This is a genomic window from Streptomyces sp. NPDC007983 (genome assembly GCF_042958345.1).
Classification (GTDB): domain Bacteria; phylum Actinomycetota; class Actinomycetes; order Streptomycetales; family Streptomycetaceae; genus Streptomyces.
In genome coordinates this window covers 759,543-773,429 of sequence record NZ_JBIBJI010000002.1, presented here as the reverse complement: position 1 = coordinate 773,429, position 13,887 = coordinate 759,543, and the positions used below count along the sequence as shown (strand labels likewise).

The 13,887-nt window shown below is 69.9% G+C and carries 11 protein-coding genes; 5 read left to right on the top strand and 6 right to left on the bottom strand.

Translation table 11 applies throughout. The features are described from left to right. Nucleotides 1-51 precede the first annotated feature (51 nt). Nucleotides 52-3,597, bottom strand: a complete 3,546-nt coding sequence (dnaE, locus tag ACFZCY_RS07890; protein WP_391170130.1) for a DNA polymerase III subunit alpha — start codon at nt 3,595-3,597, stop codon at nt 52-54. Between the two features lie 238 nt (nt 3,598-3,835). On the opposite strand from dnaE, the gene ACFZCY_RS07885 reads away from it, so the two are divergent. The 4 genes from ACFZCY_RS07885 to ACFZCY_RS07870 all read left to right on the top strand — a co-directional run bounded on the left by ACFZCY_RS07885 (nt 3,836) and on the right by ACFZCY_RS07870 (nt 8,714). Further along, nucleotides 3,836-5,161 carry a DUF2252 family protein gene (locus tag ACFZCY_RS07885; RefSeq protein WP_391170129.1) on the top strand — a complete coding sequence of 442 codons (1,326 nt, stop codon included), beginning with the start codon at nt 3,836-3,838 and terminating at the stop codon, nt 5,159-5,161. Nucleotides 5,162-5,324: 163 nt separating this feature from the next. Beyond that, nucleotides 5,325-6,023 carry a hypothetical protein gene (locus tag ACFZCY_RS07880; protein WP_391170429.1) on the top strand — a complete coding sequence of 233 codons (699 nt, stop codon included), beginning with the start codon at nt 5,325-5,327 and terminating at the stop codon, nt 6,021-6,023. Nucleotides 6,024-6,087: 64 nt separating this feature from the next. Then, nucleotides 6,088-6,918, top strand: a complete 831-nt coding sequence (locus tag ACFZCY_RS07875) for a thioredoxin domain-containing protein (protein WP_391170128.1) — start codon at nt 6,088-6,090, stop codon at nt 6,916-6,918. Nucleotides 6,919-7,064: 146 nt separating this feature from the next. Beyond that, nucleotides 7,065-8,714, top strand: coding sequence for an alkaline phosphatase D family protein (locus ACFZCY_RS07870; protein ID WP_391170127.1), 1,650 nt, complete (start codon nt 7,065-7,067; stop codon nt 8,712-8,714). 17 nt (nt 8,715-8,731) lie between these two features. On the opposite strand, the gene ACFZCY_RS07865 is transcribed toward ACFZCY_RS07870, so the two are convergent. After that, a complete protein-coding gene (locus tag ACFZCY_RS07865) occupies nt 8,732-9,313 on the bottom strand; it encodes a dienelactone hydrolase family protein (RefSeq protein ID WP_391170126.1) in 582 nt (193 codons plus the stop codon). A gap of 105 nt (nt 9,314-9,418) precedes the next feature. On the opposite strand from ACFZCY_RS07865, the gene ACFZCY_RS07860 reads away from it, so the two are divergent. After that, a complete protein-coding gene (locus ACFZCY_RS07860; RefSeq protein ID WP_391170125.1) occupies nt 9,419-10,546 on the top strand; it encodes a mechanosensitive ion channel domain-containing protein in 1,128 nt (375 codons plus the stop codon). Nucleotides 10,547-10,573: 27 nt separating this feature from the next. Here ACFZCY_RS07860 and ACFZCY_RS07855 read toward each other — a convergent pair whose 3' ends face one another. The 4 genes from ACFZCY_RS07855 to ACFZCY_RS07840 all read right to left on the bottom strand — a co-directional run bounded on the left by ACFZCY_RS07855 (nt 10,574) and on the right by ACFZCY_RS07840 (nt 13,563). Beyond that, entirely contained in the window at nt 10,574-11,056 is a 483-nt protein-coding gene (locus ACFZCY_RS07855; RefSeq protein ID WP_391170124.1) for a GNAT family N-acetyltransferase, read from the bottom strand. After that, nucleotides 11,053-11,994 (bottom strand): RluA family pseudouridine synthase, encoded by a 942-nt coding sequence (locus ACFZCY_RS07850; RefSeq protein WP_391170123.1) that lies wholly within the window; start codon nt 11,992-11,994, stop codon nt 11,053-11,055. The genes ACFZCY_RS07855 and ACFZCY_RS07850 overlap by 4 nt, the downstream gene beginning before the upstream one ends. A 76-nt stretch (nt 11,995-12,070) precedes the next feature. After that, on the bottom strand, nt 12,071-12,652 hold the full coding sequence (locus ACFZCY_RS07845) for a signal peptidase II (RefSeq protein ID WP_391170122.1): 582 nt from the start codon (nt 12,650-12,652) through the stop codon (nt 12,071-12,073). 71 nt (nt 12,653-12,723) lie between these two features. Further along, the gene (locus ACFZCY_RS07840) at nt 12,724-13,563 is read right to left on the bottom strand and encodes a TraR/DksA C4-type zinc finger protein (RefSeq protein WP_391170121.1); all 840 of its coding nucleotides are present in this window, start codon (nt 13,561-13,563) and stop codon (nt 12,724-12,726) included. Between the last annotated feature and the right edge of the window lie 324 nt (nt 13,564-13,887).

The window sequence follows — 13,887 nt, the reverse complement described above, 5'->3', positions numbered from 1 at the left end:
GCGCGCCCGGCAGTCCGGGCGCGCCCCTCACCTCTGTCCGTCTGTCCGTCCTCAGCCCGCCAGGCAGGAGGCTCCGAGCAGCACCTTGAGGTCGCCGAAGAGCGCCGGGTCGGGGGTGACCCGGTGCCGGTCGAGCCGCAGCACGGTGGTCTTGCGGGCCCCTTGCAGCTTGATCCGCACTTCGGTCGAACCGCGGTGGTGGGTCAGCACCTCGCCCAGCTTCTCGACCAGCGGCGGGGTGACCTTGACGGTCGGAATGGTGATCGTCACGGGGGCGTTGGCGCCCGCCTCGGACAGGTCGGGGACCATCAGCTCCATGGCGACCAGCCGCGGCACGTCCTCGCGCTTGTCGAGCCGTCCCTTGACGAAGACGACGGCGTCCTCGACGAGCTGGGTGGAGACCAGCTGATAGGTGGCCGGGAAGAACATGCACTCGATCGACCCGGCCAGGTCCTCGACGGTCGCGATGGCCCAGGCGTTGCCCTGCTTGGTCATCTTGCGCTGGAGGCCGGAGATGATGCCGCCGATGGTGACGATCGCCCCGTCGGCGTGCTCGCCGCCGGTGAGCTGGGAGATCGCGGCGTCCGCCTTGTCGTTGAGGATGTGCTCGATGCCGAAGAGCGGGTGGTCGGAGACGTAGAGGCCCAGCATCTCCCGCTCCTGGGCGAGCAGATAGGTCTTGTCCCACTCGATGTCGGAGAACTCGATGTCGAGACCGAAGCCCGGCGCGTCCCCGCCGCCGCTCTCGCCGCCCATACCGCCGAAGAGGTCGAACTGCCCCTCGGCCTCCTTGCGCTTCACCGCCACCACGTTGTCGATCATCGTTTCGTAGTGCGCGGTGAGGCCCTTGCGGGTGTGGCCCATCTCGTCGAAGGCGCCCGCCTTGATGAGCGATTCGGTGGTGCGCTTGTTGCAGACGACCGCCTCGACCTTGTCGAGGTAGTCGGGGAACGAGGTGTACTTCCCCTTGGACTTGCGGCCGCGGATGATCGCGTCCACCACGTTCTGCCCGACGTTGCGGACCGCCGTGAGGCCGAAGAGGATCACATCGTCACCCTGGGCGGTGAAGTTGGCCTCCGACTCGTTGACGTTCGGCGTGAGCACCTTGATGCCCATGCGGCGGCACTCGTTGAGGTAGATCGCCGACTTGTCCTTGTCGTCACGGACCGAGGTGAGCAGCGCCGCCATGTACTCGGCGGGGTAGTTGGCCTTGAGGTACGCGGTCCAGTAGGTGACCAGGCCGTACGCGGAGGAGTGCGCCTTGTTGAACGCGTATCCGGCGAACGGGACCAGCACGTCCCACACCGCCTGGATGGCCTCGTCGGAGTAGCCGCGCTCGCGGCAGCCCTTCTGGAAGGGCACGAACTCCTTGTCCAGGACCTCCTGCTTCTTCTTGCCCATCGCCCGGCGCAGCAGGTCGGCCTGTCCGAGCGAGTACCCCGCGAGCACCTGGGCGGCCTTCTGCACCTGCTCCTGGTACACGATGAGGCCGTAGGTGATGCCCAGGACCTCCTTGAGCGGCTCCTCCAGCTCGGGGTGGATCGGGGTGATCTCCTGCTGGCCGTTCTTCCGCAGGGCGTAGTTGATGTGCGAGTTCATGCCCATCGGGCCCGGCCGGTAGAGGGCCGAGACGGCGGAAATGTCCTCGAAGTGGTCGGGCTTCATCATGCGCAGCAGGGAGCGCATGGGGCCGCCGTCGAACTGGAAGACGCCGAGGGTGTCGCCGCGGCAGAGCAGTTCGAAGGTCTTGGGGTCGTCCAGCGACAGGTCGAGCAGCTTGAGGTCGATGCCCTTGTTGGCGCGGACCATCTTGACCGCGTCGTCCATGATGGTGAGGTTGCGCAGGCCGAGGAAGTCCATCTTCAGCAGGCCCAGCGACTCACACGTCGGGTAGTCCCACTGGGTCACGACCTGGCCGTCGTTCTTCGGCGAGAACACCGGGACATGGTCGGTCACCGTCTCGCTGGACATGATCACGCCCGCGGCGTGCACGCCCATCTGCCGCACCAGGCCCTCGATACCGCGCGCGGTGTCGATGACCTTCTTCACGTCCGGCTCGTTCTCGTACATCCCGCGCACCTCGCCCGCCTCGCTGTAGCGGGGGTGCTTCTCGTCGGTGATGCCGGACAGCGGGATGCCCTTGCCGAGGACGTCGGCGGGCATGGCCTTGGTGATGCGGTCGCCCATCGCGTACGGGTAGCCCAGCACCCGGGCGGAGTCCTTGATCGCGTTCTTGGCCTTGATGGTGCCGTACGTACCGATCTGGGCGACCTTGTCGGCGCCGTACTTCTCGGTGACGTACCGGATCACCTCACCGCGCCTGCGCTCGTCGAAGTCGATGTCGACATCGGGCATGGACACGCGCTCGGGGTTGAGGAACCGCTCGAAGATCAGCCCGTGCTCGACCGGGTCGAGGTCGGTGATGCCCAGCGCATACGACACGATCGAACCGGCCGCGGAGCCTCGGCCGGGGCCCACCGCGATGCCGTTGTTCTTCGCCCACATGATGAAGTCGGCGACCACGAGGAAGTAGCCCGGGAACCCCATCTGGATGATGACGTCCATCTCGTACTCGGCGAGCTTCTGCCGGTCCTCGGGGACGCCGCCGGGGAAGCGCTGGGCCATCCCCTTGCGGACCTCCTCCTGGAACCAGGTGACCTCGGTGTACCCCTCGGGCACGTCGAAGCGCGGCATCAGGTCGCGCTTCTCGAACCAGCCGGTGTTGTCGATCTGCTCGGCGACCAGGAGGGTGTTGCGGCAGCCCTCCTGCCAGGCGTCCGAGGAGTCGATGGCGTACATCTCCTCCGTGGACTTCAGGTAGTAGCCCGTGCCGTCGAAGCGGAAGCGGTCCGGGTCGGAGAGGTTCTTGCCGGTCTGGACGCACAGCAGCGCGTCGTGCGCCACGGACTCGCGGGAGTAGGTGTAGTGCGAGTCATTGGTGACCAGCGGGGGGATGCCCAGCTTCTTGCCGATCTCCAGCAGCCCGTCCCGGACCCGGCGCTCGATCTCGATGCCGTGGTCCATCAGCTCCAGGAAATAGCGGTCCTTGCCGAAGATGTCCTGGTACTCGGAGGCCGCCTTCAGGGCCTCGTCGAACTGGCCGAGCCGCAGCCGGGTCTGCAGCTCGCCGGACGGGCAGCCGGTGGAGGCGATCAGCCCTTCGGACCACTGGGCGATGGTCTCCTTGTCCATCCGGGGCCACTTGACGAAGTAGCCCTCCATGTAGGCGTCGGAGGAGAGCCGGAAGAGGTTGTGCAGACCGGTCTTGTTCGTCGCCCAGATGGTCTTGTGGGTGTAACCACCGGAACCGGAGACGTCATCGCGCTTCTGGTGCGGCTGGCCCCACTGGACCCGTCGCTTGTAGCGCCGCGACTCCGGGGCGACGTACGCCTCGATGCCGATGATCGGGGTGATCCCGGCTCCGGTCGCCTGCTGGTAGAAGTCGTACGCACCGTGGAGGTTGCCATGGTCGGTCATGGCGATGTGCGTCATGCCCATCTCGTTGCAGGCGTTGAACATGTCCTTGAGCCGCGCCGCACCGTCCAGCAGCGAGTACTGGGTGTGGACATGCAGGTGCGTGAAGGGCGGCTTGGTCACGGTGGCAGACCTCCGGCGAACGGTCGATGACAGGTGGGTGGGACAGGACCGAAGGTTACCCCTCCGGACTGACAGCGGACGGGCGCGGGCGAGTAGCCTCAGACGCTGATCCTCTCGGGATCCTCCGTCCCGTCCTATACGTCGGAACGTATGTCGCACGGGATGAAAAACACCCAGTCGTATAAGCCATCACCACGTCACCACGCCGTGATCCCCATGCCCCAGGAGGCGCTCCGCGATGTCGACCCAGCAGACCCAGGCGGAACAGCGCGGCGAACACATCCTCGCCGTCTTCGACACCGCCTTCGGCGAGCTGCTCGCCGCCGACCCGGCCGCCTTCCGGGTGAAATTCCGGAAGATGGCCGCCTCGGCGTTCGCCTTCTACCGGGGCACCGCCTGCCTGTTCTACTCCGACGTGGAGCGCGAGCGCGCCGGCGGCCCGTACCTGGACGACCGCACCAGCCGGGTGTGGATCCACGGTGACCTCCACGCCGAGAACTTCGGCAGCTACATGGACGCCAACGGGCGTCTGGTCTTCAACGTGAACGACTTCGACGAGGCGTACGTCGGCCCCTTCACCTGGGACCTCAAGCGCTTCGCGGCCTCCGTCGCGCTCATCGGCTACACCAAAGCGCTCAGCGACGAGAAGATCACCGAGCTGGTGCGCGTCTACGCCGCCGCCTACCGCGAGCGGATCCACGCGCTGGCCACCGGCGCCAAGAACGACGAGGTGCCGCCCTTCACGCTGGAGACCGCCGACGGTCCGCTGCTGGACGCGCTGCGCGTCGCCCGCTCGCTGACCCGCTTCGGGCTGCTCGACTCGATGACCGAGATCCGCGACTTCGAGCGCCGCTTCTCGCCGGGCGGCGGCTCCATCGAGCTGGACGCCGCGACCCGCTACAAGGTGCTGGCCGCCTTCGACGGCTATCTGGAAACGCTTCCCGAGTCCAGTCTCGCGCGTCCGGACTCCTACCGCGTCAAGGACGTCGTGGGCCGCCGGGGCATCGGCATCGGCAGCGCCGGGCTGCCCTCGTACAACATCCTCCTGGAGGGCAACAGCGACGCCCTGGAGAACGATGTGGTGATCTACATGAAGCAGGCGCAGACCCCGGCGGTCTCCCGGCACATCACCGACGAGCAGGTCCGCGCGTACTTCCACCACGAGGGCCACCGCACGGTCATCTCACAGCGCGCGCTCCAGGCGCACGCCGACCCGTGGCTGGGCTGGACCGAGCTGGACGGGGCCGGGCAGCTGGTCGCCGAGATCTCGCCGTACGCGGTGGACCTGGACTGGGGCGACATCGACGACCCGGCCGAGATCGCCGCGGTCGTCGCCGACCTCGGGCGGGCCACGGCCACCATGCACGCCGCCGCCGACGACCAGAGCGGTCACTCCCTGGTGCCGTTCTCCACGGAGCGCGCCATCGACGCGGTGATCGCCGCCGACGAGGACGGCTTCGGTGACCTGCTGGTGGACTTCGCCCACACCTACGGCGCCCGGGCCCGCGCCGACCACCAGATCTTCGTGGACCTCTTCCGCAACGGCCGCATCCCGGGCCTCTGAGCGGCGCGGCGCCGGGAGCGTGGGGTGCCCGCCGGGCGGGCACCCCACGGTCCCGTTCCGCTTCTTGACCCCTTGACCCCTTGCCCCCTCAACCTCTCGACCTCTCGACCTCTTGATGTCACTCCTACAGGCGAACGTGGCACAATCCGACCTTATGGACGGCATGGGCGGCACCGTCGGCACAGGCGGCACCGGGCCCCGGCTGAGGGCCCTGCGCGCGGCGCTCTTCACAGCGCTGTGCGTCACCCTGTCCTCGACGTCCCATGTGCTGCTCTCCCGCGTCCCGCTGCCGCTTCCCACGGTCGCGGCGCTCTCGGCGGCCGTCTTCACCCTCGCCTACGCGCTCGCGGGCCGGGAGCGGGGTTTCTGGGGCATCGCCGCCCTGCTGGTCCCGCTGGAACTGGCCGCCGACACGATCTTCACCACGGGCCAGGACGCCTGTTACGGCCAGTCCGGCGGCCCGGTGGCCGGGCCCCTGCGCTCGATGGGTGTCGACCTGCTCTGCGGCAGCGGTGACGTGGGCACTCCGCTGGCCGGGGTCACCCATTCGGGGGGTGGCACGCCCCTGGCCGCCGTCGTCAGCTCCGCCACCCCGTGGCTGCTGCTCGCCGCCCATGTGGCTGTCGGGCTGATCGCCTCGGCCTGGCTGCGGCGCGGTGAGGCCGCTTTCGGGCGGCTGCTGGGGGCCCTGGCCGGTTTCGCCTTCCGGCCGCTGCTGCTGGCCGTCGCGGTCGTCACCGCGGCCCTGCGGCCGCGGACCCCGGCCGCGCTGCCGATACGCCCGGTGCGTCCGGCCCCCGCGCTCCCCCTTCTGGTGCACTCCGTCGTGCGTCGTGGACCGCCCTGCTCAGTCGCCGCCTGAGCACAGCGTTTCCCTTCCACGTACGCACTACCGACCGACGTAGAACGACGGAGATCGATCACTTATGAGCAACCGCAACAGCCACCAGAACAAGCAGGCCGCGCGCGAGCGGCTGCGCGCCGAGCGTGAGCGTCAGGCCAAGAAGGACCGGGTGCGCCGCCAGTTGTTCGTCGGCGGCGCGGTCGTCGCGGTCCTCGCGATAGCCGGCGGCATAGGCTACGCCGTCACCAACATGAACACGGACGACGTCAACCAGAAGTGGCGGACGGCGGCCGAGAAGCAGTCCCTGGTGAAGCCCGCCAACACCAGCGGCCCCCAGGGCACCACGGTGATCATCGGCGACAAGAAGGCCAAGAACACCCTGCATGTCTACGAGGACATGCGCTGCCCGGTGTGCGCCACGTTCGAGAAGTACACCGGCCCGACCGTGCTCAAGGACATCAAGGACGGCACCTACAAGGCGCAGTTCACGATGGGTACCTTCCTCGACGACAACAAGCAGATGCCCGGCGCCGGCTCCAAGAACGCCCTGAGCGCGCTCGGCGCGGCGCTCAACGTCAGCCCGCAGGCCTTCCTGGACTACAAGACGGCGCTGTACTCCCCGAAGAACCACCCGGACGAGACCAACGACGCCTTCGCCGGCGACCAGAAGCTGATCGACGTCGCCCAGCAGGTCAAGGAGCTGAAGGGCAACACGGCCTTCGAGAAGGCCGTGAAGAAGGGCACATACGACCGGTGGGCCCTGGCCATGTCCAAGACGTTCAACGACACCAAGGACATCACCGGCACCCCGTCCTTCAAGCTCAACGGCAAGAAGCTGGAGGTCGAGCAGGGCAAGCCGCCGATGACGCCGGACCAGTTCACCCCGCTCGTCAAGCAGGGCCTCAAGAAGTAGCCGCCCCGCACCGCCGGGCCCGCGCGGGCGCGCCACCGGGGAACACCCCGGGGGCGCGCCCGCCGGCCCGGCGGTGACGTGACCTGGCGGCGACGCGCGGGCGAACTTCCCCCGGAAGACCTGCCCTTCGGGCCTACTTGCCAGTAATGTCGTCGGCCGTGACCGACGCCAAAAACCACATATCCCGCCGCAGCGCCGTCACGGCCGTAGCGGCCACCGCCGCCCTGCTGCCCCTGGCCGCCCAGACGGCCGCCCACGCCGACACCGGCCCCGCCTTCCTGCACGGCGTCGCCTCCGGCGACCCGCTGCCCGACGGCGTCCTGCTGTGGACGCGCGTCACCCCCACCCCGGACGCCGTGCCCGGTTCGGGGCTCGGCCCGGCCGTCGAGACCGGCTGGGAGGTCGCCACGGACCGGGAGTTCCGTACGGTCGTCGCACACGGCACCGCCAAGACCACCGCCTCGGCCGACCACACCGTCAAGGCCGATGTGCGCGGACTGCGGCCGGCCACCGACTACTTCTACCGCTTCCGGGCCGACGGCGGCGCGTACTCCCCCGTGGGACGCACCCGCACCGCCCCGGCGGCCGACGCCGCGGCCCCCGGGATCCGCTTCGGCGTGGTCTCCTGCGCCAACTGGGAAGCGGGCTGGTTCTCCCCGTACCGCCATCTCGCGGCCCGCACCGACCTGGACGCGGTCCTGCACCTGGGCGACTACATCTACGAGTACCAGAGCGGCGAATACCCCGACCGGAAGTACACGGTCCGGCAGCACGCCCCCACCCACGAGATCACCACCCTCGCCGACTACCGCACCCGGCACGGCAGGTACAAGACGGACGCCGATCTGCAGGCGCTGCACGCCGCGATGCCGATGATCGCCATCTGGGACGACCACGAGTTCGCCAACGACGCCTGGTCGGGCGGGGCCGAGAACCACACCCCCGGCACCGAGGGCGCCTGGGCGTCACGGATGGCCGCCGCCAAGCAGGCGTACTTCGAGTGGATGCCGGTGCGCCCCTCCACCGAGGGCACCACCTACCGGCGGCTGCGCTACGGCACCCTCGCCGACCTCCACCTGCTCGACCTGCGCTCGTTCCGCTCCCAGCAGGTGTCCGTGGGCAGCGGCGCGGTGGACGACCCGGAGCGCACGGTCACCGGGCGCGCCCAGCTCGACTGGCTCAAGTCCGGGCTCAGCGGCTCGGACGCCACGTGGCGGCTGGTGGGCAACTCGGTGATGATCTCGCCGGTCGCCTTCGGCGCGCTCCCCGCCGAGGTGCTCGCCCCGCTGGCCGAGCTGCTCGGGCTGCCCGAGGAGGGCCTGGCGATCAACACCGACCAGTGGGACGGCTACACCGACGACCGGCGCGAACTGCTCGCCCATCTCACCGGGAACGCCATCGGCAACACCGTCTTCCTCACCGGTGACATCCACATGGCGTGGGCCAACGACGTGCCGGTAAAGGCCGCGACCTATCCGCTGTCCGACTCGGCCGCGACCGAGTTCGTGGTCACCTCGGTGACCTCCGACAACCTGGACGATCTGCTCCACATACCGGCGCACACCGTCTCCCTGGCCGCGGCCGCCGCCCTCCGCGCCGCCAACCGGCACGTGAAGTGGCTGGACATGGACGCCCACGGCTACGGCGTGCTCGACGTCACCGCCGAACGGGCCCAGATGGACTACTACGCCGTCTCCGACAAGGCCGACCCGCGCGCCACGGCGTCCTGGAGCCGGTCCTACCTGACCCGCTCCGGCACCCAGCGGGTCGAGCGCGCCGACAAGCCGGTGGTCTGAGCCCTACCCGAGCTCGCCTAGCCCAGTTCTTCGAGGAAGCCGAGGGCCACCCGCCAAGTGGCCTCGGCGGCCTGCTCGTCGTAGTCCGGCAGCTCCGGGTCGGTGTACAGATGCCCGGCTCCCGGATAGCGGAAGACCTCCACATCGGCCCCGGTCCGCCCCATCCGCAGATACCAGGCGTTCAGCCAGTCGTGCGGCTCGAACGGGTCGGGGTCGGCGACGTGCAGCTGCACCGGCAGCTCATCGGTCGTGGTGTCGTCGGCGATGTCCGACGTCCCGTGCAGCAGAAGCAGCCCGCGCGCCTTGTCGTCGGCCAGCGCCAGGTTCTGCGCGAGCGAGCCGCCGAGCGAGAAGCCCGCGTAGACCAGACCCCGGTCCGAGACCGGCGCCGCGGCCCGCACCGCCCGCTTCAGCAGCTCGTCCCCGCCGATCTCCTCCTTGAGGGCCATGCCCTCCTCCGCGGTGGCCGCCGTCCGCCCCTCGTACAGATCGGGTACGTGCACCTCGTGCCCCGCGGCGCGCAGCCGGTCCGCGGCCGCGTGCACCGCGGGCCGCAGGCCGTACATGGAATGGAGGAGCAGGATCGGGGAACCGGTCACAGTGGTCACTTCCTTGTGGGTGGAACGCGCTTCGCCCATCGTGCCAGGTACGGCCCGGGAAGGCGGAAATCGAGAACCTCCGACGGAAGGACAAGGAAGATCTTCATGGAGGACGTGCTGCGTCCCGTCATCGTCATCGGCGGCTCCCTCGCCATCACCGTATTCATCGGCTGGGGAGCCGACTGGCTGCTGCGGCGGATCGACGCCCGGCACCCGGAGACCCCGCTGTGGGACCTGCTGCGCGGCTGCCGGCTGCCCCTTCAGGTGACGGTGTGCACGGCGCTGCTGCGCGGCTCGTACGACACGATCAAGGCGCAGGCCATCACCTCACACCAGACGGCGATCAGCCGGCTGCTCACCCTGGTGCTGATCGCGGCGACGGCCTGGCTGGCCATGCGGGTCTCCGGCGCCATCGTGGAGTCCTCGTACTCCCGCTACGCCGCCAGCGCGCACGACCCGGCGCGGGTGCGGCGGGTGCGCACCCAGGTCACGCTGATCCAGCGGGTGGTGGCCGCGGTGGTCGGGGTGGTGGCGGCGTCGGCGATGCTGCTGACGTTCCCCGCGATGCGCACCGTCGGCACGTCCATGCTGGCGTCCGCCGGAATCCTGGGCATCGTCGCCGGTGTCGCCGCCCAGTCGACGCTGGGCAACCTCTTCGCCGGACTGCAGATCGCCTTCGGCGACATGGTGCGGATCGGCGACACGGTGGTGGTCAACGGCGAATGGGGCACGGTCGAGGAGATCACCCTCACCTTCCTGTCGGTGCGGACCTGGGACGAGCGCCGGATCACCATGCCGGTGTCGTACTTCACCGCCCAGCCGTTCGAGAACTGGTCGCGCGGCGGCACCCAGAAGACCGGCACGGTCTTCTTCCACCTCGACCACCACGCCCCGATCGAGGAGATGCGGGCGAAGCTGCGCGAGATCGTGCAGAAGTCCCCGGCCTGGGACGGGCGGGACTGGAGCCTGGTCGTCACCGACACCAGCCCGAGCACCATCGTGGTGCGGGCGCTGGTGACCGCGCGGGACTCCGACGACGCGTGGACGGTGCGGTGCGACATCCGGGAGCAGATGATCACGTGGCTGCGCACGGAGCATCCGTACGCGCTGCCGCGGATCACGACCGCGCCAGCGGTGCAGGCCCAGCTGCCCGCGACGGCGACCGCCGCCCGGTCCGGCTCCCGGCGCGAGGACCACTTCGCCCGCTTCGACGACGGCTTCCGCAAGGGCTGACCGCCGCGGCGCACGGGGCTCAGCGCCTCACAGCGCCCGCCGCATCGCACGGTGCGGAATGCCGCTGCCCTCGTCGAACTCCGGCCCGAACGCCTCGTAGCCCAGCCGCTCGTAGAAGGCGAGGGCGTGCGTCTGCGCCTCCAGGTAGACCCCGGACAGCCCGCGCCGCCCCGCCTCCGCCTCGACCGCCCGGACCAGTGCCGCCCCCAGCCCGGTGCCGCGCGCCGCGGGAACCACGGCGAGGCGGCCGAGGGCGGCGGTGGTGGCGCCGTTCACCCCGGCGTGGCCGTACTTCTTGTCGGCCGCCGCGCCGTGCAGGAAGCGGACGGTGCCCACAGGGCGGCCCGCCGAGAAGGCCAGGAGGTGGACGGCGTGCGCGTCGTACGCGTCCATCTCCTCCTCCACGGGAATCTCCTGCTCGACCACGAAGACCTCGTGGCGCACGGCGTGGCAGGCCGTGAGGTCGCCGTCGGTCACGACCTCGATCGCGTACGGGCCCGCCGTGGTCACGCGCTCTCCGCGCGCACGATGTCCAGCGCCCGCTGCAGATCGTCCGGGTAGGGGCTCTCGAACTCGATCCAGCTGCCGTCGGAGGGATGCTCGAAGCCCAGCCGCATCGCGTGCAGCCACTGCCGGGTCAGCTTCAGCCGCTTGGCGAGCGTCGGGTCGGCCCCGTAGGTGAGGTCGCCGACGCACGGGTGGCGGTGGGCCGACATGTGCACCCGGATCTGGTGGGTGCGCCCGGTCTCCAGCTTGATGTCGAGCAGGCTGGCGGCGCGGAAGGCCTCGATGAGGTCGTAGTGGGTGACGCTCGCCTTGCCGTCCGCGGTCACGGCCCACTTGTAGTCGTGCTGGGGATGACGCCCGATCGGCGCGTCGATGGTGCCGCTGAGCGGATCGGGGTGGCCCTGGACCAGCGCGTGGTAGCGCTTCTCGACCGTGCGCTCCCGGAACTGCTGCTTGAGCAGGGTGTACGCGCGCTCGGACTTGGCGACGACCATCAGACCGGAGGTGCCCACGTCCAACCGGTGGACGATGCCCTGACGCTCGGCGGCGCCCGAGGTGGCGATGCGGAAACCGGCGGCCGCGAGCCCGCCGATCACGGTCGTGCCGGTCCAGCCGGGGCTGGGGTGGGCGGCGACGCCGACCGGCTTGGCGATGACCACGATGTCGTCGTCGTCATGGACGATCTCCATGCCCTCGACGGGCTCGGCGACGACCTGGACCGGCGGCGCGGCCTGCGGCATCTCGACTTCGAGCCAGGCCCCGCCGGAGACCCGGTCGGACTTTCCAGCGGTGCTGCCGTCGACCTGCACCTTCCCGGCGGCGGCCAGCTCGGCCGCCTTGGTCCGCGAGAAGCCGAACATGCGGGCGATCGCGGCGTCGACGCGCTCGCCCTCCAGTCCGTCGGGTACGGGCAGGGTGCGGATCTCGGGAATCGTACTCACCCGTCGAGTATGACGGACCGCGCGCACCGGTTCGTACGCCCGTCGCATACCGGCCCCGCGTCAGCGGCGCCGGGCGTCAGTCCTTGTGGACCGTGCCGTCCGGGTCCAGGCCGCGGAAGGACAGGATCACGATCAGGAAGCCGCCGCACACGATCGCCGAGTCGGCGAGGTTGAAGACCGCGAAGTGGGCGGGCGCGATGAAGTCCACGACCGCCCCCTGCAGATCGCCGGGGGTCCGGAAGATCCGGTCGGTGAGGTTGCCGAAGGCGCCGCCGAGCAGCATGCCGAGCGCGATGGCCCAGGGCAGGCTGTAGAGCTTGCGGGCCAGCCGCGCGATGACCACGATCACCCCGGCCGCGATCACCGTGAAGACGATGGTCATCGCCTCGCCCATGCCGAAGGCCGCACCGCGGTTACGGATCACCTCCAGCTGCAGCCAGGTGCCGATCACCTCGACCGGAGCGTGGTGCTCCAGCTTCGCGACCACGGCCAGCTTGCTGCACAGATCCAGGAGGTACGCGAACCCGGCGACCGCGGCCAGCACCCCGATCCGCCGCCTCTTCCCGGCTCCGGCCACGGCCCCGGCGGCGCTGGTCCCGGCGCCCTCCTCGGCCTTCCCCGCATCTGGCGTACCGATGGCCTGCTCCGCCTCTGTCAACGTATGTTCCCTCATCGTCGGGCCAGTCTCCCCCTGGCTCAGACGAGGGTACGACACAGGCGTGCGGACGGTCAGCGGCGCTCCTGACGCTGCTTGCACTCGACACACAGCGTCGCGCGCGGGAACGCCTGCATCCGGGCCTTGCCGATCGCGTTTCCGCAGTTCTCGCACAGGCCGTAGGTCCCGGCGTCCAGCCGCTCCAGGGCGCGCTCGGTCTGCAGCAGCATCTCGCGGGCGTTCCCGGCCAGGGCCATCTCGTGCTCGCGGGTGATGTTCTTGGTGCCGGTGTCGGCCTGGTCGTCGCCCGCACCGTCGCCGGAGTCCCGCATCAGCCCCGTGATGGCCTCCTCGGAGGCGAGGATCTCGGTGCGCAGCCGGCCGGCCTCGGCCAGCAGCCCGGTGCGCGCCTCGTCCACCTCCTCCGCCGACCAGGGGGCCTCACCGGGGCGTACGGCCAGCTCACCGGGGTCCACGGGCCCGCCGGCCCGGGCCTTGGGCACGCCGGACGGCGGGAACGACGGCGCGGTCTGCTTGGCGGTCGGCGCACCGCCCGGAGTCTTCTTCGCAACCACTTTCCTGGCTCCCGTCTTCTTCGCGGGCACCGCCTTCTTGGCGGATGCGGCCGATGCGGTCTTCTTCGCCGTGGCCTTCTTGACCGCGGCCTTCGTGGTCTTCTTGGGCGTCGCCTGATGGGCCGTGGTCTTCTTGGCCGTGGTCTTCTTGGCCGTGGTCTTCTTGGCCGTGGTCTTCTTGGCCGTGGTCCTGGCGGCCGCCTTCTTCGTGACCTTCGCGGCCTTCTCGTCCTGCGCGGAGGCCGACGCGGCCTTGCCCGCCGAGGCGCTCTTCTTCGCGGACGCGGCCTTCGTCGCCTTCGCCGTGCTCTTCTGCACGGCGGTCTTCCTCGCCACCATGGCCGCGGCCCCTTCACATATTGTGATCTTGCTCGCGAATCGTTCCGGAACGATAAATCGACTCCGGGCACGCGGCAACGGGGCACGCCGCCCGATTCGCCCGGCTTGCCCGTACGGCAATCCGGTCTCCACGGTTGTGCCCCACCCACCGCCCGGTAATCCGGCCGGGAACCGGTACCGGAGAGTGACGTGCGACGACTCCCGCCCTGCAGCACCCGGCGTATCGGCATTCGGGTCATCTCGGGTCCGGCCCCTCCCCCAGTCGGCGCAGCGGCGGAAATCGGTCGGCCGCGGTCCGTCCGGCCACGTACACTGGGCGCAGCG

What these genes read in the sequence shown, in the direction of transcription:
- ACFZCY_RS07885 (WP_391170129.1), top strand. Translation starts at nt 3,836, where the DNA reads ATGTCGACCCAGCAGACCCAGGCGGAACAGCGCGGCGAACACATCCTC.
- ACFZCY_RS07880 (WP_391170429.1), top strand. Translation starts at nt 5,325, where the DNA reads ATGGGCGGCACCGTCGGCACAGGCGGCACCGGGCCCCGGCTGAGGGCC.
- ACFZCY_RS07875 (WP_391170128.1), top strand. Translation starts at nt 6,088, where the DNA reads ATGAGCAACCGCAACAGCCACCAGAACAAGCAGGCCGCGCGCGAGCGG.
- ACFZCY_RS07870 (WP_391170127.1), top strand. Translation starts at nt 7,065, where the DNA reads ATGTCGTCGGCCGTGACCGACGCCAAAAACCACATATCCCGCCGCAGC.
- ACFZCY_RS07860 (WP_391170125.1), top strand. Translation starts at nt 9,419, where the DNA reads ATGGAGGACGTGCTGCGTCCCGTCATCGTCATCGGCGGCTCCCTCGCC.
- ACFZCY_RS07840 (WP_391170121.1), bottom strand. Translation starts at nt 13,563, where the DNA reads ATGGTGGCGAGGAAGACCGCCGTGCAGAAGAGCACGGCGAAGGCGACG.